Annotated in this window: 22 protein-coding genes and 1 pseudogene; 6 read left to right on the top strand and 17 right to left on the bottom strand. The window is 71.8% G+C overall.

Features of this window, described 5'->3' with window-relative positions:
* Nucleotides 1–3: 3 nt before the first annotated feature.
* From ACIPTO_RS29240 to ACIPTO_RS29230, 3 genes are all read right to left on the bottom strand, one after another.
* The gene (locus ACIPTO_RS29240) at nucleotides 4–1,620 is read right to left on the bottom strand and encodes a sulfite oxidase (RefSeq protein ID WP_401197020.1); all 1,617 of its coding nucleotides are present in this window, start codon (nucleotides 1,618–1,620) and stop codon (nucleotides 4–6) included.
* Between the two features lie 234 nt (nucleotides 1,621–1,854).
* Nucleotides 1,855–2,187 (bottom strand): hypothetical protein, encoded by a 333-nt coding sequence (locus tag ACIPTO_RS29235; protein WP_366325616.1) that lies wholly within the window; start codon nucleotides 2,185–2,187, stop codon nucleotides 1,855–1,857.
* A gap of 122 nt (nucleotides 2,188–2,309) precedes the next feature.
* Nucleotides 2,310–2,972: a fasciclin domain-containing protein gene (locus tag ACIPTO_RS29230; RefSeq protein ID WP_366325618.1), complete on the bottom strand. Its 663-nt coding sequence runs from the start codon at nucleotides 2,970–2,972 to the stop codon at nucleotides 2,310–2,312.
* 386 nt (nucleotides 2,973–3,358) lie between these two features.
* On the opposite strand from ACIPTO_RS29230, the gene ACIPTO_RS29225 reads away from it, so the two are divergent.
* Nucleotides 3,359–3,484 carry a hypothetical protein gene (locus ACIPTO_RS29225; RefSeq protein ID WP_401197017.1) on the top strand — a complete coding sequence of 42 codons (126 nt, stop codon included), beginning with the start codon at nucleotides 3,359–3,361 and terminating at the stop codon, nucleotides 3,482–3,484.
* A 239-nt stretch (nucleotides 3,485–3,723) separates the two neighbouring features.
* On the opposite strand, the gene ACIPTO_RS29220 is transcribed toward ACIPTO_RS29225, so the two are convergent.
* From ACIPTO_RS29220 to ACIPTO_RS29200, 5 genes are all read right to left on the bottom strand, one after another.
* A complete protein-coding gene (locus ACIPTO_RS29220) occupies nucleotides 3,724–4,476 on the bottom strand; it encodes an anti-sigma factor domain-containing protein (RefSeq protein WP_401197014.1) in 753 nt (250 codons plus the stop codon).
* Nucleotides 4,473–5,057: a sigma-70 family RNA polymerase sigma factor gene (locus ACIPTO_RS29215; protein WP_366325622.1), complete on the bottom strand. Its 585-nt coding sequence runs from the start codon at nucleotides 5,055–5,057 to the stop codon at nucleotides 4,473–4,475. Before ACIPTO_RS29215 ends, ACIPTO_RS29220 begins: the two co-directional genes overlap by 4 nt.
* A 274-nt stretch (nucleotides 5,058–5,331) precedes the next feature.
* Nucleotides 5,332–5,904: an RICIN domain-containing protein gene (locus ACIPTO_RS29210; RefSeq protein WP_366325624.1), complete on the bottom strand. Its 573-nt coding sequence runs from the start codon at nucleotides 5,902–5,904 to the stop codon at nucleotides 5,332–5,334.
* A 238-nt stretch (nucleotides 5,905–6,142) separates the two neighbouring features.
* Nucleotides 6,143–7,249 carry a sensor histidine kinase gene (locus tag ACIPTO_RS29205; protein ID WP_401197011.1) on the bottom strand — a complete coding sequence of 369 codons (1,107 nt, stop codon included), beginning with the start codon at nucleotides 7,247–7,249 and terminating at the stop codon, nucleotides 6,143–6,145.
* Nucleotides 7,250–7,354: 105 nt separating this feature from the next.
* Nucleotides 7,355–7,891 (bottom strand): hypothetical protein, encoded by a 537-nt coding sequence (locus ACIPTO_RS29200; protein WP_366325627.1) that lies wholly within the window; start codon nucleotides 7,889–7,891, stop codon nucleotides 7,355–7,357.
* 373 nt (nucleotides 7,892–8,264) lie between these two features.
* Here ACIPTO_RS29200 and ACIPTO_RS29195 point away from each other — a divergent pair, with 373 nt between their 5' ends.
* The 3 genes from ACIPTO_RS29195 (at nucleotide 8,265) to ACIPTO_RS29185 (ending at nucleotide 10,464) form a co-directional block, all read left to right on the top strand.
* Nucleotides 8,265–8,576, top strand: a complete 312-nt coding sequence (locus tag ACIPTO_RS29195; protein WP_401197009.1) for a DUF3040 domain-containing protein — start codon at nucleotides 8,265–8,267, stop codon at nucleotides 8,574–8,576.
* 176 nt (nucleotides 8,577–8,752) lie between these two features.
* Nucleotides 8,753–9,790, top strand: a complete 1,038-nt coding sequence (locus tag ACIPTO_RS29190) for a rod shape-determining protein (protein ID WP_401197007.1) — start codon at nucleotides 8,753–8,755, stop codon at nucleotides 9,788–9,790.
* Complete coding sequence (locus ACIPTO_RS29185) at nucleotides 9,787–10,464, top strand: hypothetical protein (protein ID WP_401197005.1); 678 nt, start codon at nucleotides 9,787–9,789, stop codon at nucleotides 10,462–10,464. Before ACIPTO_RS29190 ends, ACIPTO_RS29185 begins: the two co-directional genes overlap by 4 nt.
* A 389-nt stretch (nucleotides 10,465–10,853) precedes the next feature.
* Here the strand turns inward: ACIPTO_RS29185 and ACIPTO_RS29180 are convergent, their stop codons facing one another.
* From ACIPTO_RS29180 to ACIPTO_RS29140, 9 genes are all read right to left on the bottom strand, one after another.
* On the bottom strand, nucleotides 10,854–11,216 hold the full coding sequence (locus ACIPTO_RS29180; RefSeq protein ID WP_366325639.1) for an STAS domain-containing protein: 363 nt from the start codon (nucleotides 11,214–11,216) through the stop codon (nucleotides 10,854–10,856).
* Between the two features lie 179 nt (nucleotides 11,217–11,395).
* Nucleotides 11,396–11,797: a MarR family winged helix-turn-helix transcriptional regulator gene (locus ACIPTO_RS29175; protein ID WP_401197431.1), complete on the bottom strand. Its 402-nt coding sequence runs from the start codon at nucleotides 11,795–11,797 to the stop codon at nucleotides 11,396–11,398.
* A gap of 181 nt (nucleotides 11,798–11,978) precedes the next feature.
* Nucleotides 11,979–12,839 (bottom strand): TIGR03620 family F420-dependent LLM class oxidoreductase, encoded by an 861-nt coding sequence (locus ACIPTO_RS29170; RefSeq protein ID WP_401197002.1) that lies wholly within the window; start codon nucleotides 12,837–12,839, stop codon nucleotides 11,979–11,981.
* A 78-nt stretch (nucleotides 12,840–12,917) separates the two neighbouring features.
* On the bottom strand, nucleotides 12,918–13,667 hold the full coding sequence (locus tag ACIPTO_RS29165) for an SDR family oxidoreductase (protein ID WP_366325645.1): 750 nt from the start codon (nucleotides 13,665–13,667) through the stop codon (nucleotides 12,918–12,920).
* Between the two features lie 210 nt (nucleotides 13,668–13,877).
* Nucleotides 13,878–14,846: an alpha/beta hydrolase gene (locus ACIPTO_RS29160; protein WP_401197000.1), complete on the bottom strand. Its 969-nt coding sequence runs from the start codon at nucleotides 14,844–14,846 to the stop codon at nucleotides 13,878–13,880.
* A gap of 333 nt (nucleotides 14,847–15,179) precedes the next feature.
* Entirely contained in the window at nucleotides 15,180–16,082 is a 903-nt protein-coding gene (locus ACIPTO_RS29155) for an NADP-dependent oxidoreductase (protein WP_401196997.1), read from the bottom strand.
* Between the two features lie 147 nt (nucleotides 16,083–16,229).
* Nucleotides 16,230–18,539, bottom strand: coding sequence for an ATP-binding protein (locus ACIPTO_RS29150; protein ID WP_401196995.1), 2,310 nt, complete (start codon nucleotides 18,537–18,539; stop codon nucleotides 16,230–16,232).
* A 131-nt stretch (nucleotides 18,540–18,670) separates the two neighbouring features.
* On the bottom strand, nucleotides 18,671–21,514 hold the full coding sequence (locus ACIPTO_RS29145; RefSeq protein WP_401196993.1) for an AAA family ATPase: 2,844 nt from the start codon (nucleotides 21,512–21,514) through the stop codon (nucleotides 18,671–18,673).
* A 337-nt stretch (nucleotides 21,515–21,851) separates the two neighbouring features.
* Nucleotides 21,852–23,090: a serine hydrolase domain-containing protein gene (locus ACIPTO_RS29140; protein ID WP_401196991.1), complete on the bottom strand. Its 1,239-nt coding sequence runs from the start codon at nucleotides 23,088–23,090 to the stop codon at nucleotides 21,852–21,854.
* Between the two features lie 562 nt (nucleotides 23,091–23,652).
* Between ACIPTO_RS29140 and ACIPTO_RS29135 the strand changes: the two are divergent.
* Both ACIPTO_RS29135 and ACIPTO_RS29130 read left to right on the top strand, forming a co-directional pair.
* Nucleotides 23,653–23,988: pseudogene (locus tag ACIPTO_RS29135) on the top strand (WhiB family transcriptional regulator); the annotation flags it as partial.
* 49 nt (nucleotides 23,989–24,037) lie between these two features.
* A complete protein-coding gene (locus ACIPTO_RS29130) occupies nucleotides 24,038–24,343 on the top strand; it encodes a hypothetical protein (protein ID WP_401197448.1) in 306 nt (101 codons plus the stop codon).
* Nucleotides 24,344–24,657: the final 314 nt, after the last annotated feature.

The raw sequence follows: 24,657 nt of genomic DNA, 5'->3' as shown, positions 1-24,657 counted from the left end.
GGGTCAGTCGACGGTCACGACCACGGAGTGCCATCCGCTCGCGCCGTCGGGGATGGTCTTGGTGCGCTTGTCGGTCTGCACCCGCCCGGTGCCGTCGGTGGCGCGGACGGTGAGGGTGTGACCGCCCTTCACGGCCTCCCAGGGGAAGGACCACTGGCGCCAGGTGTCACGAGTGTCCTCGGCGGCGAGACGTGCCTCCCGCCAGGGACCGTCGTCGACGCGGACCTCGACCTTGTCGATACCGCGATGCTGGGCCCACGCGACCCCGCCGACCATCACCGTCCCGGCGCCGGGCCGGGCGAACGGCTTGGGCGTGTCGATGCGCGACTCGGTCTTGATGGGCGCCTGGCGGGCCCAGCCGCGCTTGACCCAGTAGGGGTCGTAGGAGTCGAACGTGGTGAGTTCGATGTCCTTGATCCATTTGCAGGCCGAGACGAACCCGTAGAGGCCGGGCACCACCATCCGCACCGGGAAGCCGTGCGCGAAGGGCAGCGGTTCGCCGTTCATGCCGAGGGCGAGGAGGGCGTCCCGGCCGTCCATCACGTCCTCGACCGGGCTGCCGATCGTCATGCCGTCCACCGAGCGCGCCACCAACTGGTCGGCGCTGCCGCCCTTCGACGGCGGCCTCACCCCGCATTCGGCCAGCAGATCGGCCAGTCGTACGCCGATCCAGCGCGCGTTGCCGACGTAGGGGCCGCCGACCTCGTTCGACACGCAGGTGAGCGTGATGTCGCGCTCGATCAGTTCGCGCCGCAGCAAGTCGTCGAAAGAGAGGGTGAGCGGACGCCGTACGCCCATGCCGTGGATGCGCAGCCGCCAGGTCGTGGCGTTCACCTTGGGCACCACGAGGGCGGTGTCGACGCGGTAGAAGCTGTTGTTGGGGGTGGTGAAGGCGCTGATCCCGGGGATCCGCAGCTGGGCGCCCCTGGGGACGGGGGCGGCTGCGGAGGTGGGGCGGGGCAGGACGATCCGGTCGCGTGAGGCGACCGCGTTCTGGCCGCTCGCGCTGTTCAGCGCCCGGCCCAGCACGCCCGCTCCGGCGGAGGCGGCGGCAGCGGCCGTCGCCGCGATCACGAAGCCACGGCGGTCCCACCCCTCCCCCGAAGACGTGTCCTTGGGCTCGTCGCCGACCGGTTCGGCGGACGGGGCCCGTCGCGTGAGGCGGCCCACCAGCAGGTAGAGCACTCCGGCTCCCGCGAGCGCGCCCACCACGGAGGGCAGCGCGTCGGAGAGACTCGTCGAGTCCGGCCGGCTGGTGGCCGACACCGCCCCGACCACTCCGAAGAGCAGCACACCGGCAGCACCGCCGCGCCGGAAACGTACGGCGACCATTCCCAGCACCAGCGCGAAAAGCGTCAGCATCGCGAGAATTCCGAGCTGGAGAACCAGCTTGTCGTTGGTTCCGAAGTGCCGGATCGCCCAGTCCTTCACGCCGGCCGGCGTCCGGTCGATCGCCGCACCGCCGACCGCCACGACCGGACTGGCCTGCGGCCGCACCGCAGCCGACACCAGCTCGGCGACGCCGAGCGAGACGGCACCGGCCAGCACACCACTGCACGCGCCAAGGGCTAGGCGGGCCCAGCTGAGGCGATTTCGCGTTTGCTTCTCATCGTCGGTCACGTGGGGAATCCGGCTCCGAAAGAGCGGCGGATTGGTCGTCCGGAAGATCCGATGAAGTTTTTCCCCGGCCGGTCCACTTCCGGCCCGCTGCCGCCCGATCCCGCTGCTTCCCGACGCGACTGCTTCCCGATACGGCCATTTTCCGATCCGGCAATTTCCCGACCCTGCTACGGATATGAAGAGTTCCGCCGTCCCGGCGAAAAAGCCGACTCGGGATCAGGACCGTGCAGGGCCTCAAAGAGCGAGCGCGGACCATGCCTGCCAAGCGGTGGAGAGGTCGGTGTGCCAGTGCAGGCGTATGTCGTCGGCCGTCAGGGAGCGGAGCGGATCCGGGGCCAGGAGATGGACGGTGTGGGGGTCGTCCGGCCATGGTGGGTCCGGCAGGAACTCGGCTCCGGGCAAGCGCAGTTGCCGTAGATCGAGCCCGACGACCGTGGTGCCGCGGCATCGGACGGTCAGCTCGGCGCGCAGGCTGCGGCTGGTGCCCGGGGTCAGGGTTCCTGCCGCGGCGCACCAGAGGCGGGTGTCCGAGACGGCGAGGACTCGGACGCGGAAGAGTGCCGACATGTGCTGAGCTCCGTCATCTCTCGTCATGTCCCGCAAGGGGCAGGTGAGTTGGGCAACGCGGTGAGGGGCGGGGAGTGTGCCCCGCCCCTCACCGTCTCCCCGTCACAGGAGCCGGTGGTCCGTCAGCTGGTGGGCATCAGGACGGTGTCGATGATGTAGACGGTGGCGTTGGCGGTCTTGACGTTGCCGCAGACCACCTTCGCGGAGTCGTTGACCGTGTAGTTCTCGCCCGAGCCGGAGGTGGTGAGCTTGGACTTCTCCAGGGTGGTGAAGGAGCCCTTCTCCAGCTGCTTGGGGGTGAGTTGCTGGCCGACGACGTGGTAGGTGAGGATCTTCGTCAGCTGGGCCTTGTCGTTGAGGACCTTGTCCAGCGTGGCCTTCGGGATCTTCGCGAAGGCGTCGTTGGTCGGTGCGAACACGGTGATGTTCTGGGCGTTGTTGAGGGTGTCGACGAGGCCGGCCTTCTTGACCGCGGTGACCAGGGTCGACAGGGCCGGGTTGTTGGACGCGGCGGTGGCGACGGGGTCCTTGGCCATGCCGTCGAAGGAGCCGGCGCCGCTCTTCGGGACGCTTGAACAGGCCGTGCCGAAGGGCTGGTCGGACATCGTCGCGCCAGCTCCGGTCATGCTGTCGTCCGAGGCGGAGGCAGTGGTGCTCGCCTTGGCGGAGGAGTCGGACTTCGCGGAGTCGCTGCCGCTGCTGCCGCAGGCGCTGAGGGCCAGGGGCAGGACGGCGGAGACGGCGAGGACGGCGGCGGTTCGGCGGGTACGGATGCGGGTGGTCATGGCGATTCTCCTGTTGATGGTGCGGCGGGTGCCGCCTGTAGACGGGGAAGCGAAATGAGTTCGGGGTCTGCCGACCGGCCGGAGGTCATCGCCGAACGCCGGGAGAATTCCGGGCGGTTCGCGTTTTCCTTCTCGTTGCCGGTCACATGGGGAATCCGGCTCCGGACGCCCGGCGGATTGGCCGTTTCCCGGATCGGATGAAACTTTTTTGCGGACCAATCCGCGGCCCGACCGGCTACGGATACTTGGGTCGGCTTCGGAGACATGGAGTGGCGTGAATCGGAGGACGGTCGAGGTGATTACTGTTTCCGCACCCGTGCTCCGCACGGTCCGAGACGGATCACCTGCGCAATGCGCGATACGGGATACGGGATACGCAATGCGCGATGCACGGAGGAGCAATCCGTCGCGGGGAACTGCTCGGCGACGCCTTCGGGCACGGCAGGACATCGGTCCGGCTGTCGCTCGCTCCGTACGGGCGGGCGGGCGGGCGGGTCAGCGGTCGCCGCTGATCCAGGTCAGCTACACGAGCCCGGGGTTCGACCCGCATGCGGTCCGGGCCGGATGGACGCGTCCGTCCGCCGCCCTGAGCGGCGGCGGACGGGGTGTGCTGCTGGTCGAGGCGCTCTCCCGCGCGTGGGGCGACCGGCACCACCGTCGGGGTCACACGGTCTGAGCCGGCCTGCCGTGAGGTAGCGACCGCCTCCGGAGGCGGCCCCGCCGGACGGCGAGTCCGTGGGGCCGTGCCGGGTCAGGCGGGGAATCGGGTCAGGGCAACGGGTGCGGTCGTGGGCTGCTTCGAGCCGCCCGCGGGTTCGACGGTGATCCCCATGCCCGAGGCTCCGTCCACGGTGCCCCGCAGCAGCACGGTCTGGTCGGCGCGGTCCGGGTTCATCAGACCGGCCGACCGCATGGTGCCGCCGTCGTCGAACCAGAGCTGGTAGACCTTCCCGGCCGGCGCGTGACCCATCCCGGCGACCACGAACACCGCCTGGTCGCGGCCGTGCGAGACGACCACGGTGCCGGCGGCGCCGCCGGGCAGCGCAACCGCCCGCGTCCGGGCATCGGGCGCGGCCAGCACGGCGCTGATCTGCGCGCCTGTCTGCTCGGCCCGGTGCGCCTCGGCCAGCGCGCTCTCGGCCCGCTGGTGCTGCCATACGGCGGTTCCACCGAGCGCGGCGGCCGCGGCCAGGCAGGCGGCGAGCGCCCACCGGGACAGCAGGCGCGCCCGTAGCACCGCGCGGCCGGAACGCGGTGCGGGCACCACTCCCGGAGTCTCCTGGCGGACGGCGGTGATGCGGTGCAGCACGCGCCCGCGCATCTCCCGGTCGGGTTCCACGGACACGGCGAGGCCCAACCGGGTCGCGGTGGCGGACAGTTCGGCGGTCTCCTGGGCGCATGCCTCGCAGCCCGTGAGGTGCCGCTCGAACACCTCGCGCTCCTCGTCGGACAGGGCGTGCAGGGCGTAGGCACCGGTGAGCAGGTGCAGGTCGTCGGTGATCACGCGGTCACTCCCAGGCAGTCGCGGAGCCGGATGAGGCCGTCCCTCAGCCGTGTTTTGACGGTGCCGAGCGGCAGCGCGAGCGCCTCGGCCACCTGCCGGTAGGTCAGTCCCCGGTAGTACGCGAGGGTGACGGCCTGCCGCTGGAGCTCGGTCAGCGTGCGCAGACAGCGCCGCACCTGCTCGCGCTCCAGCCGCGCCTCGACCTGCTCGGTGACCTCGTCGTACTCCGGGGTACGGGCGAGCAGCGCGGCCTTGTGGTCCCGGGCCGCCGCGGCGTCCGCGGAGCGCACCCGGTCGATCGCGCGGCGGTGGGCCAGGGTGAGGATCCAGTTGATGGCCGTCCCCCGGTCGGAGCGGTAGCGGGGCGCGGTGCGCCACACCTCGACCAGTACTTCCTGGGCGACCTCCTCCGACTGCGCGTGGTCGCGCAGGACGGCCCGGGCGACCCCCAGGACCGGGCCGGCCACGGCGTCGTAGACAGCGGCGAACGCCTTTTCGTCGCCCAGGGCGACCCGGCCCACCAGCTCCTGCAGATCTGGTTGCATCGACGGACTTCGACCGATACTGACGGCTTCTTTCACGGGGATCCTTCGTGAGCGGGACATCTCCGGACGTAATCCGATCCTGAACCCCACCGAGGATTGGTCCCGGAGCACACAGGCTCCTTCGAGGGGCGCGGGGAGGCCGAGGTGCTCTGCTCGGCCCTTGCCCGGCCACCCTGCCCGACTCCCCGCGCACCAGCGCGCCGCACCGGTGAACGCTGAACGCCGTTCCTGCCGAGGGATCGCCCCGGCAGGAACGGCGTCCGGCCGAGCAGACCCGCCGAACGGTGACGGCGGGCTGCTCGGAAGCGGCCTAGCCGACGATCCAGACCTGGGCCGCCGCCGGGTGCGCGTCGTCGCAGCTCCACTGCATGAGCTGGCTGCCGGCGCCGCCGACCGTGTCGAGGCACAGGTTGGTGCCCGCGTGCCTGAACTTGGCGCCGATCTTCTGGTCGACGATCACGGCGGTCTCGACCCACTGTTCCGACGCCAGACCGTCGCAGAGGTACTCGTCGACGGTCTCCCCCGGAACGCTGGTGCCGTTGTTGACCTCGGCGCAGTACCCGCTCGCCTGATTCACCAGGTAGTAGGTGTCGGTCGAACCGGTCGACACGAACGCCCAGTTCTGCGTGCTGGAACCGTTGCAGTTGGCCAGCTGGAGTCTGACGTTGAGCACCCCGCCGGGCGCGTCCACGCACTGGCCGTAGGCCATGTTCTTGATCGTGTGATAGCTGGTCGCGGCAGCGGCGGCCGTGACGCGGGCGGAGACTCCCGCCGTCGAGTCCGGCGTCGGCACGGCGGCACTCGCTCCCGTCGCCAACGTGACCATGCCCGCGCAGCTCAGCAGCGTCGCCGCCAGGACGGTGATCCTGTTCTGGATCTTCATCGTCGCAACTCCTATGACTTGTCGACCGGAAACCCGATTCCGTCTCGTTCGTGGACAGCGTGTTCCGGCGACAGCGCACAGTCGCCCTCCGTTCCGCCCAGCGGACCGGCCCCCGCCCGCGGCTCGTTCCTCTCCGTCCGACCCGCTCGCGCCCGCAGAGGGAGCTGAGGCGGTTGAACTCGGCGGAGCGAACCGCGGACGGCGCGTATGACGATGCCGACAGGCGGCCCGGCGCAGGTCATTCCGGGATCACCGCCCGCACCTGCCAGCCGCCCCGCTCCGCTCCCTCGACGACCGGGCCCGCGGTGAGGGCTCCGCCCAGCAGGGCGACGCGCTCGCGCATACCCAGCAGCCCCATTCCGCTGCCGACACCGGCGGTCGCCTCGCGGGTCCCCGGGCCGTTGCGGACGCTCAGCGTGGTCGACGCGGCGTCGAAGACCAGCTCCACCCGCACGGTGCCGCCCGGGGCGTGCCTGGCCGCGTTGGTCAGCGACTCCTGGGCGATGCGCAGCAGGTTCCGGCTGATCCGCGCGGGCAGCTCACGCACGGTCCCGCTGGCGGTGAGGACGTCCCGGTGACCGGAGGACTCGATCATCGCCTCCAGGCTCTCCAGGAGCGGCAGCGCGTCCTCGCGCAGTTCGTGCACGGTCCACTGGGCCTGCTTCAGGCTCTCCTTGACCATGCCGTGCGCCCTGTCATGGGCCTCGCGGACCTTCGTCAGGTCACCGGTGTCGATCAGCGCGTCCGCCAGCTCCAGCTGCATGTTGATCCCGGCGAGGGAGTGCGTCAGGACGTCGTGGACGTCCCGCGCGATACGGCTGCGCTCGGTGAGCACGGCGGTACAGGCCTCCGCGCGGGCGGCTCGCTCGGCGGACTCGGCCGACGCGATCATCGCCTCCACGGCGCGCTGTCTGCTGCGGCTGAGCATCCCGGCCACCACCGGCAGACCGGTGGCCGCGCCGAGCGTCCACGGCACGAGTTCGTGCCCGGGTCCGAGACGGAAGTACAGGACGGCACCGCACAACAGGCTGGACAGCGCGGCGAGCGCGAGCGCCTGCCGCAGGGGCAGGCGGTAGCCGATGTGGCCGACGAGGAAGTACGCGAGCAGATAGCCGGAGCCGCTCCTGCTGACCCCGATCAGGGCGGCGGCGGCCACGACGCCGACGGTCAGCCAGAGGGGAGCCACGCGGGGTGGGAGCCAGGACTCCGGCAGATGGCGGGCGGACAGCGCGATCACGCTGATCACGAGGAGGGCGGCGACCGCCAGGCCGCGCCCGGTGAACCCCAGGGGCCTGACGGTGACGAAGGCGATGGCGACGACCGCCAGGGTGATGATCCCGTGCACCCGGGGATCCTGACGGAGTACGCCCCGCGGGCCGGACTCCCTCTCGGGAGCCGGTCCGGGGGCGGGTGCGTTCTCCGGTGCCGACATGGCGAGGACCGTTCTCGGTCAGGCGGTGTGGTCGAGGACCGCTGCCGGGCGCGTGCCCGGGGCTGCCGCACGGACGGCCAGACGACCGCGGACGAAGATCGTGGCCAGGCGGGTGACGACCTCGGTGAGCGCCATCAGTACGAAGGCCGCGACCCAGGCCTGGCCGGTGGTGATCTGGTGCGCGACGCTGAACCGCGCCACGTTGTCCGCGCCGCCGTGATCGACCCACACCTGGAACCCCATGCGCGCTCCCATTCCCACGATCCACAGGATCGCCGAGACCGCGCCCGCCTTGATGTAGAGGTGCTCTCCCACCTCACGGATACGGGTGTAGACACCACCCGCGATGCCGAGCGCCGCGCCGGCCGCGATCAAGGTGCCGATCAGCACGAGGTCGTTGCCCGCGGTCGGCACGGAGTGCAGGTAGTGGGAGGCGACGAAGGCGACGATGCCGAGAGGGATCAGGTAAGACTTGAGATCGAGTCGCCCTTCACGCAGCTGGCGGAAGACGACGAGGACGAGCGCGATGTCGGTGATCCAGTCCGTTGTGTTCATGTCCTCAAGGCTGCCGTCACCGGCCTTTTCACACCTGGACCCGTGGGTGGAAGTACGGGTGGAGAACCGGAGTCCACCGGGATGGACTCCGTGGTCCGCACATCGCGTGCCGCGGCCTTCCGACCGCTGTCGGACTCGCGCCGCACCCCGCCGGTCCTGGTGGTCCAGTGGCTGTGCCGGTCGTCGAGTCGCGTGACCTCGTCGACGCCCTCCACGAACGGCGGGAACTCCACGAACCGAACCGGGGCGCCGGAAGGCGTCAACCGGCTTTTACGGGGAACCCGTCGGGTCATCAGCACCCATGAATCCCGCTCCGTGCCTGCTCGGGCGGAACGGTCCGGTGCCGCCGCTCGGGACTAACGAGGTACTCACCATGGAGAACCGCAACGACCCCGACGGCGTCGTCCTGTCGTCGCAAGAGCGCCTCGCCCTACGGCGGATCGAGGCCGAACTCCGCCAGGACCGGCGGCTGGCCCGGCGGATGCGCCGATCGGGCACCCGACCGTGGCTGCCGTTGTCCGTGGCCACGCTGACCTGTGCCTCGCTGGTCCTCCTCGTCATAGGGATCCTCACCCTCGACGCGGCCGTGCTGTGGTGCCTCCTCGTGCTGTGGCCCGTCACCGTCCTGCTGGCCTTGCGGTTGCTCCGCCGTCCGCCCGGCGACCAGGCCCGCACCAGGTCCTGACCGCGAACTCCCCACGGCCGTACGGCACATCGTCGGCTACGGCAGTCCGCACACCGCCCCATGACTGCATCACCGACCGTCGAAACGACGGAGGCCTGCTCCCCCTCACACTGGGCCACGGCCGGCGGGTGATCCATATAAGGTCACCGCACGGACGACTGTGCGGGGGTACCGGCGTGCTCTGGTGGGCTCTGGACGAGATACGGATACAGGTGACGGGGCGCAACGCCCGCTACGCGCAAGTGGTGTTGGAGCTTGCCTGGAATCCGGGCCCGGGTTCGGATGCCTCGCTCGCGGCGCAGTTGCTGAGGGTCGGTGTGGCCAAGCAGGCGGAGTTGTGGCGGCCGATCGGATCCGTGGTGCTCGTCGCACCCGGCGCCGGTGCGCACCCGGGGGTGGCGCCGGCCGTGGACACGGTCCGGGAGAGATGGCCGGCGGCGGAAGTCAGGGTGGTGGACGAGACGGTGGCCGCGCTGGCCGGGGCGGGCCTGGCCCCGGAGCCGGCCGCGTGTGTCGTGGTCCATCAGGACGCGGTCCACACCTCCGTTGCCGTCGTCGCCGGGCGTGAGGCGGTCGCCGGTGGTCTGGTGACCGGTGGCGCACGGGGCCTGGCCGAGGCGGTGACCGGGCACGTCCGCTCCGCGCACCGCCTCGACCTGGACCTGGAGATGGCGTGGTCCGGCGTGGTGCACGGGGGTTCGTTCGCGCCGTCCCCGACCGTGTCCGACCCCGGGTCACTTCTCGGGTCGCCGATCACCGAGGTCGGCGGAGTCCACGAGTCGTCGAGCGTCTCCCTGTCACCGGCCGAGCTGCGCGCCGTGGTGGCCCCCGCCTACCGGCCGGTCGCGGATCTCGTGACACGGCTTCTGCGAGACGCGCCGCAGGAGACCGCACGGGAGGCCGCGATCGGCGGACTGCTGCTGACGGGCACTCATCCTCCTGGTGCAGACGGCCACTTGAGCGGTCTCACCGGTCTTCCCGCCCGTCAGATCGCCGAGGAGAAGGCAGGGTTCCAGCAGCCTCGGATCCTCCGCGACGGCGTGGCCCGTCTGCTCGCCGAGAAGCCGCCGACCCCGGACATCCCCGACGACGGACCCGAGCGGATCGCCCGCTTCCTCGGCGCGATGGAGAAGCTCGGCGTGCCGGTGCCGCGTGATCCGAACACCTCCGTCGGCGGCTCGCACAGCGGAGCGGACCCGGAAGGGGAGGGGTGAGCACCGACGGGCGGGGCTGGGCCGCACGGTTGTCGTGGACGGCCCTCGCGGTACCGGTGAGCGCGGCACTGACCGCGCTCGGCTTCGGTCTTGTCTACGGCGCGGCGCAGACGCCCGTCGGCTGGCGGAACACGATGGTCCTGGGCTTCGGCGGGATCGTCGCGCTCGGGGCGCTGGCGGGGCTGGCGTTCGTCCTGTACGACCTTCGGGACGAGAGCAACGCGGTACGGGAGATCGCGGTCGCCGTCTGCCTCGCGTTGACCATGCTGGGGTGCTGGAGCGCGCTGAAGTACGAGGTGCTGCACGAGCGCGGTCGGGCGGTGCGGGCCGTCGTGACGGCTCTGGAGCCCAGCTCCGGTGTCTACGACGCGAGCACGGAGGCGGTCCTGGTGGACGCCGCCCACCGTCGGCCGCTCGGCGCGATCGGTGCGGGGCACCTCGCCGTCGGCAGCGAACTCACCGTCACCGTCGATCCCCGAGGCCGATACGGCGTCAGCGCTGGCCCGCCGCCCGCCCCTCGGCGCTGGCTCTGGAAGGTGACCGCCCTGATCGCCACGCTGCAGGCCCTGCTCATCGCGTCCCTCGGTTTCAGCGTGGCCAAGGAACGAGAACCGAGGCCGCGGCGGGGCGCGAGCCACCCGCCTGTCCGTCCGGTAGGGGACTCTCCGCACTGACAGCCGCCCGCCACCGCCACCCAGGCGCTCGTCCCAAGGACGCCTCGGTACCCCCCTCGTCCCGCATCGGTTTCTCTCCCTCCCCACAGCCCGAAGATCGTGGTCGCGGGCGACACGGTGAACGTGAGGCTCTGCGCGGGCTGACCGCCTTCGCCCGTGGAGGATCCGGTCCTGGGCGTGCGCGCACGAGCCGCTCGGGACCGTGGTCGCCCCCTCGGACCTGGCCCTCCGCAGCACAAGGGCCGCGCGGCCGAGGGTGACCTCGGGACCGCGTGGCCCCTGCGCGGGGCTGCGCTTCCGAACCCCGTCAGAGTCGAGTAGCCAATAGCCCGCCGGTCATGCCCGCGCGGGCCGGGGAGATGTCCCCGCGCTCGCGTCGGTGGCACGGGTCAGCTGTGGAGGGCCTGGGAGAGGGTGGGGTGGCATTCGACGAGGGCGTCGAGACCGACGAGCCGGATGGGGCGCAGCACGGCGGGGGTGGGGGCGGCCAGGCGCAGCCAGCCGCCCGTCCTGGTGAGGTCGCCGTGCGCGGAGATCAGGAGGTTGACACCGGTGGAGTCCATGAACAGGACACCTCGCAGGTCGAGGACGACACGCGGCCCGCTTGCCTTGCTCGCATGGAGGGCCTGCTGAAGGACGGGGCCGCTGTGGTGATCGATCTCGCCTTGGAGGCTGATCACGCGGATGCCGTCGCGTTCGCTGGTCAGGGCAGACAGCCCACCCGCCGCCACGGTGTGTTCGGTGTCCGTCATCGCTTCCTCAGCCCCCGGTCGCACCCACGCGGACTGTCCGCCTGGGGAGGGTGCCCCGGATCCCGGTAGGAATACCTGTTCGGTCCGGAGGACGCCGGTCGACTGTTCGGCATCGCTGCCGCACCGACCGGGGCCGGTGTCGGCGCAGGTGTCGGTCCGGGAATGGCGGCGCCTGGTGCTTACGGCAGCGAGGCGGTCTTCTCGATGATCGTGTCGGCGATCTCCGCCAGAAGCGTCGTCTGGCCCGGTGTGAGGTGGTCGAGGAACAGGCGGCGGACGTCGTCGACGTGCTGCGGTGCCGCAGCCTTGATCGCCGTCCGTCCGGCCGGTGCCGCCTTCACGTACGCGCCGCGGCCGTCGTCGGCGCATTCCTCGCGTTCGACGAGGCCGCGTTTGGTCATCCGCGCGATGTGGTGCGAGAGCCTGCTCTTCTCCCAGCCCAGCACCTTGGCGAGTTCGAGCATGCGGAGACGGTCGTCGTCGGACCGCGTGAGTTCCGCGAGCACCTGGTAGTCCGCGGCGGAGAGCCCGAACGCGTTCTGCAGGGACCGTCCCGCCTCGCTGACCAGCAGATCGTGCATGCGCAGCAGCCCACGCCAGGCGCGCTCCTCGACCGGGGTCAGCCAGCGGGGTGAGTCCGTCATGGGGTCACCCTACGAGAAGGTCGACATGTCAGTCATGCTCTCTCTCCCGGCCGGGGACGAGGGCAGGCCTTCGCGGTGGACCACGGTGACTGGGCGGGGCCGGTACGCGGCCCGGTGTTCAGGCGGCCAGGGGTGCGAGGTGGCGCCAGTCGGTGAGCGGCAGACCCTTTCCGCGGCTGATGGCGTGCAGTGCCACGTGGGTCGCGCCGGCGTCGTGGTGGGCCTTGACCCGCTTGCCGATGGTGTCGATGTCACCCCAGGCGACGACCGCGTCGATCAGGTGGTCGCTGCCGCCGTCGGCGAGGTCTTCCTCGGTGAATCCCTGGCGCAGCAGGCTGCTCGCGTAGTGGCCCATGCCGATGAACGGGGCGAGAAAGCCGCGTGCGGTGGCGCGGGCGCGCGTGGGGTCGGTGTCGACCACGACCGCCTGGTAGGGGGCGAGCAGCGGGCCGGTCCCCAGGAGGGCACGTGCGCCGGCGGTGAATTCGGGGGTGACCAGGAACGGGTGGGTACCCGCGCTCCTGCGGCCGGCGAGCGCGGTGAGCTTGGGCCCCATCGCGGCGATCAGGCGCTCCTCGGCGGGGACGGGTTCCTCCGCCGCGTCGAGCACGTCGAGGTAGCCGCCGAGTGCAGCGAGGGGGCGGTAAGTCCCGCCGGCGCCGCGGGCCGCGGCGGCGTCGCTGACGCCGAGTCCCAGCAGCATCCTGTGCCCGTACTCCCGGGCCAGCCGTGCGTGTCCGGCGGCCATCTCGGGGGCCGGGTGGCGCCAGATGCTGAGTACTCCGGCGGCGACGACGGCGTTCTCGGTGGCGCGCAGCAGCCGCTCCGCGTCGCCCAGGATGTCCCCTCCGCCGAGGCCGGGGATCCACAGGGTGCCCCATCCCTGCTGGTCGAGTTCGGCGGCGGCTTCGTGGATCTCCACCGGGTCGTGGTGCAGGCGGAGTTCCGGGCTCCAGATGCCGGTCTTGCGGACGTCCATGTCGTGCTCCTGTTCCTGCGAGCCCGCCGCGCCTCGCTCGTCGGGGGAGGCGCGGCCGATGCGCGGTTGCGGTGGTCGTCAGATCTGGTTGGCGCCACCGTCGACGAAGATCTCGGTGCCGGTGATGTAGCTGGACTCGCCGCTGGCGAGGAAGAGGGCCAGGTTGGCGACCTCCGCGGGCCGGCCCATGCGGCCGAGCGGGACGCCTCCGGCGAGGTTGTCCCGGAGTTCGGCGGCGGCCTCTTCGGAGGGGGCGAGGCCGTTGAGTCCGGGGGTGGTGATGGGTCCGGGGGCGATGGTGTTGACGCGGATGGCGCGGGTGCGCAGTTCGTTCGCCCAGGTGCGGGCGAAGGAGCGGATGGCCGCCTTGGAGGCGCCGTAGACGCCGAAGGCCTCGTTGCCGACGCTGCCGGCGGTGGAGCCGGTCAGGATGACGGAGGCTCCGTCGTTGAGCAGCGGCAGGGCCTTCTGCACGGTGAACAGGGTGCCCTTGACGTTGGTGCCGAAGGTGGCGTCGAAGTGGGCCTCGGTGACCTGTTCGAGGGTGGCGAACTCGCCGCCGCCCGCGTTGGCGAACAGGACGTCGATCCGGTCGCCGGCCTGTTCCACGGTGGCGTAGAGACGGTCCAGGTCGTCGAGGTCCGCGCTGTCGGCCTGCACGCCGGTCACCTGGCCGCCGATCGCGGCGACGGCCTCGTCGAGGGTCTCCTTGCGGCGGCCCGTGACGTAGACCTTGGCCCCCTCCTGTGCGAAGCGCTGCGCGGTGGCGAGGCCGATTCCTGAGGTCCCGCCGGTGACGACGACCGTCTTTCCGCTGAGCTGAGCCATGGCGGTACTCCTTTCTCGTGGTGAGCCGGATCGCCCCGGACCACCATCCGTTCAACTTTCAACAACACTACCACCGATAGATGACATGTCAACCAAATGCTGTGACGGCCCCCATGGGCGGGGAGGTGGGCGCGACAACCACTCCGGGTCGGGGACCCCGTGGCCGCCCCGACAACGCAGGACGGCCACGGGACAACGGCCGACGGACGGTCAGCCCACCCGGAAGGCGTCCTTGAGGCTGGCGACGGCGAGCAGGACGGCGTGCTTCGCGGCCTCGGTGTCGTGCAGGGAGTTGACCATGACGAAGTCGTGCACGATGCCCCCGAACCGGGCGTTCGTCGCCGGCACTCCGGCCCGGCGGAGCTTGGCGGCGAAGGCCTCGCCCTCGTCGCGCAGCACGTCCGCCTCGGCCGTGATGATCAGCGCCGGCGGCAGGCCCGCCAGGTCCTCCAGACTCGCGCGCAGCGGAGAGACGGTGATGCGACTCCGCTCCTCCTCGCTCGTCGTGTACTGGTCCCAGAACCACTTCATCCCGTCACGGGCCAGGAAGTAGCCCTCGGCGAACTCCTCGTAGGACGGCGTGTCGAAGGCGGCGTCGGTGACCGGGTAGAACTCGACCTGCTTGACGAAGCGCACGTCGCCGCGCTGCTTGGCGAGCAGGGTGAGCGCGATCGCCATGTTGCCGCCGACCGAGTCGCCCGCCACCGCGAGCCGCCGCGCGTCCAGGTTGCGGCCGGCGCCATCCGTCGTCACCCACTGCGCCACCGTGTAGCTCTGCTCCAGGGCGACGGGGTAGCCCGCCTCGGGGGCGTGGTCGTACTCCGGGAACACCACCGCGGCGTTGACACCGACGGCCAGGTCCCGCACCAGGCGGTCGTGGGTGTGGGCGTCGCCGAAGACCCAGCCCGCACCGTGCACGTAGAGGATGACGGGCAGGGTCTCCGCCGAGGTGCCCCTCGGGCGGACGATGCGCACCTTGACGGAGCCGGTGGGGCCGCCCTGGACGTCCAGCCACTCCTCGTCGACCTCCGGCTTGGAGATCTCGGTGTCCTGGACCTGGTCCACCGCCTTGCGCCCTTCCTCCGGCGGCAGTTGGTAGAGGAACGGCGGCTCGGAGGTCGCGTCGACGAAGGCCTGCGCGGCGGGTTCGAGAGCGATGCCGCGGGGGTTGCCGGTCATGGGGTTCTCCTCGTTGATCAGGGTGGGGTGTTGTGGGAGGGCGCGCTCAGTGGGCGAACGCGGCCTCAAGGCTGTTCAGCGCTCCGAGCCGGCCCAGCGGGGCCGTGCCGGAGGGGTGGCGGTTGAAGGACCGGATCAGGCCCTCCCGCAGGCGGATATGGATGATACGTCAACTATATTTCGAGGGTGGCGGAACAGGTTCGGAGGCGCCTGCCCTCCTCAGCGGTCGCCAGGAACGCACCCGGCAGCCGCGCCGGGCAGGCGTCGGGAGGCGCTCAGGCCGCCGGGGCACGCCTTCGGCCGACCGTCGCGCCGCCTCGTGGTCCGCGGTCCTCAGTCGAGGGTGAGGATGATCCGGTCGCGCGCTTCGCCGCTCTCCAGAAGCCGGTGCGCCTCGGCCGCGTCCTGCATGCGGATCAGATGCCGTTCCTTGATACGGAGCCGTCCGTCGGCGAAGAGCCGCAGGCCCTCGGCCACCGCGTCGGCGGCGTGCTCGACGGTCGGCCCCGACAGCGCGACGCCGAAGCGGGCCGCGTCGTGGTCCGAGAGCGTGACGACCCGCTCCGGCCCGCCGGCCAGTTCGACCGCGTCCGCCAGCACCCCCGTACCCGCGGCGTCGACGACGGCGTCCACCGGCCCCAACGCCCTTACCGAGTGGACGAGTTCGGGACCGTAGCGCACCGGTACGGCACCCACGTCCCGGGTGAGTTCGTCGTCCTTGGCGCCGACGGCACTGACCACCTCCGCGCCCATGGTCAAGGCCAGTTGCACCGCGATGAGGCCCACGGAGCCGCCACCGCCCAGAACCAGCACCCGCTCACCGCGCACGACCCGAAGCTGGCGCAGGACCCGGGCCGCCGCCTCGACGGAGCCGGGGATCGCGGCGGCATCGGTCCACGAAACCGACGCCGGCTTGTGCGCCCAGACGGATGCCACCGCGTACTCGGCGTAGCCGCCACGCTCCATGAGGAAGGCACCGACCTCGTCGCCCACGGCGGTGCCCTTCACACCGGCACCCACGGCGTCCACCGTCCCCGCGACCTCGTATCCCAGGACCGCGGGTTCACCGAGCGGGAAGCGAAGCGCTCCGGACCGGATCGCGAGGTCGGTCGGGCTGATGCCCGCGGCCTTCACCCGAATCCGGACCTGCCCCCGGCCGGGCTCGGGCAGGGGCACCTCCGACCACCTCAGCACCGACGGCGGTCCGTACCCGGTCATCACTACGGCCTTTGGCATCCTGCTCTCCTTCTGCGAGCCCGTCCGGTTCCGGTACGGATCCGTGCGGGCGATTCCTCGCGGGGGACGGCGGCGACAGCCGGCCGGCCCGTCTCCCCGCACGACCGAGTCTGCCGGGAAGTGCGCGACACGCCATCAGCAGATCGACTAGGACGCCTCTGTCCGCCGCCCGCCCGGCACGCCGGACGCGCCCTGCGCGGGGTCCTCCACCGGAACACGCACCGCGTCGGCACGGGCCCGCATCCCATCGGCCTCCGGATTGCCGAGGAGGTCCAGCAGCCCGGCCGCCGTCAGCCACGCCGTGCGGGCGTCCGCATGCTCCCCCAGGTCCACCCGTGCCTCGGCCAGATGGGCCAGGACGGCGGCCTGCTGGTAGCGGTTGAACACCTCGCCGAGCATCTGCGCGGAGGTCTCGAAATGGGCGGCGGCCTCGCGCGTTTCGCCCAGGCGGTGCAGTGCGTATCCGTAGGTGTCCCAGGTGGCCGCCTCCATCGAGCGGTAACCGGCCGACTGGAGCAGCGGCAGCGCCTCCTGGCAGGCCGTCACGGCTTCGCGGTGACGGCCTGCCAGGGTCAGGCACCACGCCAGTGTGTTGAGTCCCCGGCCGATGAAATGGGGGTCGCCCAGTTCACGATCGGTCGCGAGGGCGGCGCGGGCGTGCTCGACCGCCTCGGCGTACCGCCCCTGCTGTTCGCGCACCAGGCTGATCAGGTGCTGGGCGTGCGACTGTTCCAGCGCGGGGGCGCGGTCGAGGTACTTCTCGGCCACGGCGATGACGGCGTCGGCCCGGCCGTGGTCACCCGACGCGGCGAACGCGTAGGCAAGCGCGCCGGCGCAGGCGCAGACACTGCCGGGGTCGTCGAGGAGCAGGGCGGTGTCCAGGGCGAGGCGCTGGACGGCCCGTTCGTCGGCCCACTGCCCGCGCGCCTGGAAGTAGTGGGTGCACACACGTGCCAACCGCATTCTGACCCGCAGCAGCCGCGGGTCCTCGGCTGCGCGCAGCGCGGCCAGGATGGTGCTCTCCTCCTGCTCGAACCAGGCCGCGCCCTGCTCTCGGCCCTGGAGGAGCACCGTCGCCACACCTGGGCCGGGAGACTCGTCCTGCCCGGCTCCCTGGTGGGTTCTACCGATGGCACTGTTCGCGGCACGCGCGGTGTGGAGCAGGTACTCCAACAGACGCTGCTGCGCCGCGAGGCGGTCGTCGTCCGCGTGCTGCCACAGGTCCAGTGCGTGCGCGCGGACCAGGTCGTGCATCACGTAGCCGCCTCCGGCGCCCCGGGCGAGCAGGTTCGCCGTGGTGAGCGAGCGCAGCAGCCGACGGGCCTCGGGTACGGGCTCACCCGCGGCCGACGCGGCGGCCTCGGCCGAGAACACCGGCCCGGGCAGCGCGGCCAGGTGCCGGAACAGGCGGGCGGCGGCGGGCCGCAGAACCTGGTAGGACCAGGACAGGACCGCCCGGACGTCGGCACGCGGGTCGTCGGCGGTGAGCGCGTCCAGCGGGGAGGCGGCCTGCGTCAGTTCGGTGATCACCGCGCGCAGCGGGAGGGCGGGCTCGGCGGCGAGACCGGCGCCGACGACGGCGATGGCCAGGGGCAGCCGCCCGCACAGTTCGACCAGTTCGCCGGCGTCCGCGCGTGCCGCGGCCGTACGGTCGGCGCCGATGCGTGCCTCCAGGCCGGCCACCGCCTCCTCGTGGGTCCACACGTCGAGGTCGACGGCGTGCGCGCCGTTGAGGGCGGCGAGCCCCGTGAGCCGTTTCCGGGAGGTGACGATGGTCAGGCAGCCGGTGGCCCCCGGGAGCAGGGGCCGCACCTGCTCGGAGTCGCGTGCGTTGTCCAGGAGCACCAGCAGGCGGCGCTGCGCGGCCCGCTCACGGAAGAGGGCGGCCCGTTCGGTCAGGCTCTCGGGCAGCGCCTCGGACGGCACACCCAGCGCGCGCAGGAACGCGCTCAGCACCTCCTGCGGTTCCGCGGCGGCGGCATCGGGGTCGAAGCCGCGCAGGTCGACGTAGAGCTGGCCGTCGGGGAAGCGGTCGGCGACCTGGTGTGCCCAGCGGACGGCGAGTGCGGTCTTGCCCACTCCCCCCATGCCGCCCACCGCGGTGATCAGTACGTGTCCCGGCCGGCTCCCGACCTCCTCGGTCAGCCGCAGCGCCCCCGCGAGCACCTCCTCGCGTCCCCGGAACACCCTTAGGTCCGGGGGCAGTTGGCGCGGTACGGAGGCCGCGGCGGAGGTCTGGCCGCGGGCGGCCTGTGTGAGGGAGCGCCGCTCGTCCTCGTCCAGACCGAGCGCGTCCATCAGCTCGGCCAGCGTGCTCTGACGGGGCGCACTCCGCCCGCGTTCCAGGTTGCTGACAGCTCGTGTGCTCAGTCCCGAGGCCTCGGCCAGGGCTTCGATGGTGAGCATCGCCCGGAGCCGGGCCCCGCGCAGGAGCCCTCCGAAGTCCGCCGGCTCCATGCGCTTCCTCCGAGGGGCGACTCGACACCGTCGAAAGGATCATATGCCTGGAACATGTCGAATCCCTCCGCCGGCCGAGGCGCCCTGAGCTGCGCAGGTCCGCAGGGCACGGGCGCACGGACCCGCGCAGCTCAGGGTGCCGGGGAGACCGCGTGCTCAGCCTCGCGCAGAGCGTCGCGCAGAGCGGCCCTGGAGGTGACGCCGAGCTTGGGGAAGACCCGGTACAGGTGGGCGGCGGCGGTGTGCGACGAGATGTTCAGCCGGCTTGCTATCTCCTTGTTGGACAGCCCGCCGGCCGCGAGTTCCGCGATCCGCAGCTCCTGCGGGGTGACCGCCCCGGTCTTCCCCCGCCCGGACGCGGACACGGCGACCCCGGTCAGGCGCAGCTCCCGTCGGGCCCGCCCCGCCCACTGCACCGCCCCCAGGCGGTCGTAGGCAGCAGCAGCCGCGGTCAGGTGAGGGCGCGCCGCCGTGTTCGCCCGGCGGCGGCGCAGCCACTCGCCGTACCAGAGCTGCCCGCGCGCGTGCTCCCAGGCCCACTGGGCGGCCCCTGGCAGCTCCAGCGACTCCCTGAAGAGGCGGTCGGCCGACGCGTCGTCGGCGAGCAGGGCCGAGCAGAAGCCGAGGATCAGGCGATGGCGCACGGAGATGCCGTCGATCCCGGCGGCCCGCCCGGCTTCGAGGTGCCGGCGCGCCTCCCGCGTGCGGCCGGTGCGCACGGCGGCCTCGACCAGGTCGAGGAAGGCACGCTGGGCGTAGGGGGCGGCCACTGGCAGCCGGCCCGGTGCCGTGCAGGCGACGGCCTGCACATAGGCCTCCTCGAAGTCGCCGCGTCCGGCTGCCGCCCGCGCCGCCACGCAGTCGAACAGTGCCGCGTTGTGGAAGTCGAGGCGCTCCTCGGCGCGGAGCCGTCCACTTCGTGCGGACGTCCAGGCGGCCTGCCAGTCACCGCGCTGGTAGGCGTCGTAGCAGCGGGCGAGACCGACGGCGGGGCTGTTGTCGAAGCCACCGCCGAACAGGGTCCGCCACGCACCGTCGTGGCCGGCGAAACAGTCCAGGGCGATGCTCGCCCGGACGAGTCCCTCGATCTCCGGCGCGGGTGAGTCGGGCCGCAACACCGCACTGTGCCGTTCCAGCGCCAGGCGGATGTCCCGAGTCGCCGTGGCGGGGTTGTGCATCGCCTCGAAGCAGATGCTCGCGGCCGGTGAGACGTGCCCGAGCCAGCCGCTCAGCCGGGCCCACAGTCCGGGGCGGTCCGTCCACACGGCGGCGTCGAGGAGCAGATAGAAGGGCTCGTCCAGAGGGGCCTGCCCCTGCAAGGTCTTCTCCCGTGAGGTCCGATCCGGCACGATCGCGTCCGGCGGCGCAGGGTCGGACGGCATCGCCTCGGGCTCGCGCGAGCCCCGGACACGATCGCTGAGCAGCGGAGCGAGAGTGCGGAAGACCCCGTCCGCGTCACCGTCACGGTGGAGCATCACGTAGCCGGCGGCCGTCCTGCCCTCCGGCGTGCTCGGGACGCCACGATCCAGGGCCTGCTGCGTGGTGGCCATCAGCCGCGCACGGCTGGCGGCCAGAGCGGAGTGCTCCAGGCGGCGACCGCGCGCCGACTCCTCGCCGCTCAGCTCCGCCGCGCGCCGGAAGGCGGCAGCGGCCTGGGCGGCCTCGCCACGCGCCAGCATCCGTTGCGCGGCGGCGGCGAGGCCGCCCGCGAGCGACTCGTCCGGGTGGTCGACCGCATGGGCCAGATGCCAGACGCGTCGGTCCGCTCCCCCGACCCCCGCCCGCCCCAGGTTCGCGTGGGCGGCGCGATGCCAGCCGGGAGGCGAGGTCGACAACACGGCCGCACGGAACAGAGGGTGACGGAACGTCAGCAGCTCGGCTGTGGGATCGAGGGCGATCAGACCGCTGTCGACGGCCCGGGTCAGGTACTCCTCCTCCCAGGGCTCTCCGGTCCCGGCCATCGCCACGCGCAGGCCGACAAGGTTGCCGGCCTGCTCCCCCGCCAGGGCCGCGGTCAGCAACGCCGTACGGGCGGTGGTGTCCAACTGCCGTACGGGGTCGGCGAATGCCTCGTCCAGACCGGAACCGAACGGCAGGCGCACGGGAAGCTCCCGCAGTCCTTCGCGCTGGTACGTCGTCAGTTGTCGGGGGAACTCCACCAGGGCGAGGGCGTTGCCCTGTGCCTCCGCCAGCACCCGCCGCAGCACCGGCTCGTGGAGCCCCGGGTGGTGGAGGTCGAGGAGTTCGCGCGCCGCCCCGGGCTCCAGCGTCGGGACGTTCATCCGCTCCACGTCCCTCGTGTCGACCGGCCCGGTACGCCCGGTGCGGGCCGCCAGCAGGAACCGCGGGCCGCCCGCGCCCAGACGGCGCAGCAGGAAGGTGAGCACTTCGGCACTGGACACGTCGACCCAGTGGAGATCCTCCGCCAGCACGACGAAGGGACGCTCCCGGGCTGCGCGACGCACCAGGTCGAGGACCGCGTCGGACACGCTCAGTCTGTCCGGCCGCTCACCGGCCCTGCGGCTGAGCGCCCGTTCCAGTACCTCCACGTGGTGAGGCGACAGCCGCTCCACGTACCCGGCCAACGGATCCACCAGCTGGTGCAGGACCGAGAAAGCGAGGTCGTGCTCGCTCCGCAACCCCACCAGCCGCACCACCGCCAGCCCTGCCGCACGCGCCCTGACGGCAGCGTGCGCGACCAGCGCGCTCTTGCCCGCGCCGGGATCACCGACCACCAGCAGATGACCGCCACCGCCGAACGGCTCCCGGACGGGATCGCCCGTCGCACCCGTCCGGTAGTCGCCAGTCGTACCCGCCCGGTTGTCGTCTGTCGTACCGGTCCGGTAGTCGCCTGTGGTGCCCGCCCGGTCCTCGCCCGTCAGACGGCCGACCCATCGCTCAAGCCCGCGCTTCTCGGCATCCCGCCCCACCAACACCGGCGTCTCCACCCCGTTCTGCCCCTGGCTGACCGACACTCGCCGCACCCCCTTCGCCCCATCAGCTGCGTACGATCGCAGCTCGTCCGCCCACGCGGACCCAGCGGGCTGCGGGCTCCCGCCGCGGAGGACGAAAGCGGTCCTCGCGCCACCACCCTCGTCCGGGAGCACCCGGGGAGACCAGGAACAGAGCACGAAGTCCTCCGGCATTTCGACGGCGTCCGCAACACCGTGGGGCGCTTGCACGGCCGACGGGGCACATGCCCGACCCGCGGGACACATGGCCGAAGGTGATCGGCCGTATCAGCAGGGCGACCGCAGGGGCATGCCGTCCACCTCGTGATCCAGCTGCGGCTGCCCCACGGCAACCGGCTGCTCAGTCGGCCACGGCGCAGTTGACCGCGTCCATCAGCGCCGCACCGGTCTGGTGCGCCTGCCGGGTGAGGGTGGACGTGGCGAAGAAGAAGGAGGCCGTGCGGCGGCCGGTGGAGTCGGTGACGTTGTAGGTCGCATAACCCGGAACGATGCCGACGTGGTCCCAGACCGTGCCGCAGTCGGTCTTCTCCGTCTCGATCCCCAACCCGTAACGGAGCCCATCCGGGTCTCCCGGACCGTCCTCCGGCACGGTGGTGCGCATCTCGGCCAGTTGGGCGGCGGGCAGCAGGCGGCCCGACATCAGCGCGCCGTAGAAACGGGACCAGTCACCGGCGGTGGACACGACCGCGGCATCCGCTCCGTCGGCCGTGACGTAGTCGCCGGTGACGTCCACGTGGTCGTCGTGCTGCGGTCCGGCGTAGGTCCGGAACTCCTCGGGCACGTCCGGCGGCATGTGGGCGGCGTCGGGCTCGTAGCCGTGTGCGTGCCGGCCGTGCCAGGCGGAGCCGGTGGCGTAGTAGGTGTGCCGAAGCCCCAGGGGCGCGGCGATCCGGTTCCGCACCAGCGCCGCGAGGCTCCTGCCGGTGGCCTTCTCCAGGACGGCGCCGATCGCGATGTAGTTGGTGTTGCTGTACGACCACCCGGTGCCGGGCTCGAAGAGCGCCGGGTGTCCGCTCACCAGGTGCAGGATCTCCCTCGACGTCCATACATGCGGGTCCTGTCCGGTGAGGGCCGGCACGAGGGCGGGGTCTTCGGTGTAGTCGAAGAGCCCGCTGGTGTGGTTGAGCAGCATGCGCAGGGTGATCGCCCTGCCGTTGCGCACCTGGCCGGGCAACCACTTGTCGACCGGGTCGGTGAGGGCGAGCCTGTGCTCGGCGACCAGCTGCAGAACGAGGGTGGCCATCACCGTCTTGGTGTTGGACGCTTCCCGCACCTCGTCGTCCGCCCCGAGCCGATGGTCCTTCCTCGTCCAGGCGGCCTGCTCGGAGATCTCGACGGGCCGGCCGTGACCGTCGTCCACCCGCACGATCACCCCGGGCACTCCCTCGTCCACCAACTCCCGCGCCAGCGCCCGCAGATGAGCCCGTGTCGCATCGCCGTCCCGCCGGACCGCCGACACGGTACGAGAGCCCACGGCCGCGCTCTCGTGGACCGCCCCGCTCCCACGGACCGTGTCGGCACGCGCCGCAGTCGCGGCGAAGGGCACGATCAGCGCCGCAGACACCACGACCGCCGCCACCGCCCGAGCCCTCCTCGGCTTCGGCTGCGGGGACCGTCTCACACGCACATTCATATGCACATTCAGACGCACGTCATGCTCCTTCGAGAGTCCGGGAAGACCATCGGGCACGATCGAGGTACGGAGAGGACAACACGCGCCTCCCCCAGGCGAGTTGCCGCCCGGCCCTGGAGCAGAACCTGCTCCGGAGGGCCCTGCACAGCCCTGAAAATCCTCTGGAGAATAACCGAAGGCACAGATCCGTCGACATCCTCAACCGCGCTCCACCGCACCGCACCGGAGAGCTGCCCGCGCGCGTTCAGCACGGCCGCCGCCCCGCCCCGGGCGGCTCCAAAGCACCGCCCGACCCGACCGGCCGACCTGGAGGCTCCGCGCCCCGATGGGTGTCCAAGTCGGTCCTAGTCGAGCCCGAGACCGGCTGGTACCCCGAACCCGGCCGACGGAACCACGCAGTCCGAGAACCGGCCTGCCACTTCTGCGTCAGGACAGCGAACGGTGCAGGCGAGGTCTCCCCTGGGCTACGAGGGCGACACCTACGCCGACCTGATACGCCGCCAGGCCCATGACGAGTGGTGGAGCTGACGCGCATGCACCGTTCCCCCGCCGCTCCGTCGGTCTCCGGACCCGCCGCGCCACCGCCAACCGCCCTCACCGCCCTGCTGGAAGACATCTCATGAGAAGTCACGCCCGTACACCGGATGCAGCCTCCGCCGCCCCGGACGAACGCATCCCCTTCACCTACACGGACCGCCCCACGCCCTGCCAGACCCATCCGGCGCTGTTCGCCTTCGAAGAGGTCGCCAACCCGCTTCAGCGGACCAAGACCATCACCAGAGCCAAACGCGCCTGCTCCGGCTGTCCCGTCGTCTGGGACTGTCTGAAATGGGCGCTGGCCAACCCGTCGCTGACCCCTCGAGACGTGTGGGCGGCGACCACTCCCGGCAAGCGTGGCGAGCTGCGCAAACCGGCTCGTGCGTCTCGGCGACGGCTGGGTCGGTGTCGTCGCCGACCGGGACCACCGCCGACGCGATCAGCCGCAGCGGACGTGCACCGTCGCGACCACGGTCCGGGAACAGAAGCTCGCCCGTCTGGAGCTGGAGCTCATCCCCACGCGGCCGCAGCCCTACGAACCGTGGCGTGAACCGCTCACCCCCCAGCGCCACGCCCACAACTGGCGCCTCCTCGAACTCGTCCTCACCGGCAAGGCCCCCCGGAGCCGCCGGAGTCAACCGCAGCCGCGCAGCACCCCCTGACCATCGCTCCCTCTTCCCCCGGGAGACTTCGATGCCCACGCCCGCCCTCCCGTCCCATGTCGCACCGGTCCACGCGCGGCACGGCTCCTACTCCCCCGCCATTGCTGGCTCCTCAAGACACACGTGGCCGTGCAGGACAACCCGCACGTGTTCGCGGCATCCAACGCGACCGTCGAACTCGGAGATGTTCGCCTGCGCCGCCGCTGTGGAAGCGGACGAAGACGGCTTCCACGCGATCATGATCGACAACCACGCGCGCGACAACTTGCTCGCGCTGATGACTGGCGCCGAACCCAGCACGTGATCCGCAGAGC

This window comes from Streptomyces sp. NPDC090083 (assembly GCF_044747445.1).
Classification (GTDB): Bacteria; Actinomycetota; Actinomycetes; order Streptomycetales; family Streptomycetaceae; genus Streptomyces.
The sequence above is the reverse complement of the archived record's forward strand: the minus strand, read 5'-3'. Positions and strand labels throughout refer to the sequence as shown.

What these genes read in the sequence shown, in the direction of transcription:
- ACIPTO_RS29235 (WP_366325616.1), bottom strand. Translation starts at nt 2,187, where the DNA reads ATGTCGGCACTCTTCCGCGTCCGAGTCCTCGCCGTCTCGGACACCCGC.
- ACIPTO_RS29230 (WP_366325618.1), bottom strand. Translation starts at nt 2,972, where the DNA reads ATGACCACCCGCATCCGTACCCGCCGAACCGCCGCCGTCCTCGCCGTC.
- ACIPTO_RS29225 (WP_401197017.1), top strand. Translation starts at nt 3,359, where the DNA reads ATGCACGGAGGAGCAATCCGTCGCGGGGAACTGCTCGGCGACGCCTTC.
- ACIPTO_RS29210 (WP_366325624.1), bottom strand. Translation starts at nt 5,904, where the DNA reads ATGAAGATCCAGAACAGGATCACCGTCCTGGCGGCGACGCTGCTGAGC.
- ACIPTO_RS29200 (WP_366325627.1), bottom strand. Translation starts at nt 7,891, where the DNA reads ATGAACACAACGGACTGGATCACCGACATCGCGCTCGTCCTCGTCGTC.
- ACIPTO_RS29195 (WP_401197009.1), top strand. Translation starts at nt 8,265, where the DNA reads ATGGAGAACCGCAACGACCCCGACGGCGTCGTCCTGTCGTCGCAAGAG.
- ACIPTO_RS29180 (WP_366325639.1), bottom strand. Translation starts at nt 11,216, where the DNA reads ATGACGGACACCGAACACACCGTGGCGGCGGGTGGGCTGTCTGCCCTG.
- ACIPTO_RS29175 (WP_401197431.1), bottom strand. Translation starts at nt 11,797, where the DNA reads ATGCACGATCTGCTGGTCAGCGAGGCGGGACGGTCCCTGCAGAACGCG.
- ACIPTO_RS29170 (WP_401197002.1), bottom strand. Translation starts at nt 12,839, where the DNA reads ATGGACGTCCGCAAGACCGGCATCTGGAGCCCGGAACTCCGCCTGCAC.
- ACIPTO_RS29165 (WP_366325645.1), bottom strand. Translation starts at nt 13,667, where the DNA reads ATGGCTCAGCTCAGCGGAAAGACGGTCGTCGTCACCGGCGGGACCTCA.
- ACIPTO_RS29160 (WP_401197000.1), bottom strand. Translation starts at nt 14,846, where the DNA reads ATGACCGGCAACCCCCGCGGCATCGCTCTCGAACCCGCCGCGCAGGCC.
- ACIPTO_RS29155 (WP_401196997.1), bottom strand. Translation starts at nt 16,082, where the DNA reads ATGCCAAAGGCCGTAGTGATGACCGGGTACGGACCGCCGTCGGTGCTG.
- ACIPTO_RS29150 (WP_401196995.1), bottom strand. Translation starts at nt 18,539, where the DNA reads ATGGAGCCGGCGGACTTCGGAGGGCTCCTGCGCGGGGCCCGGCTCCGG.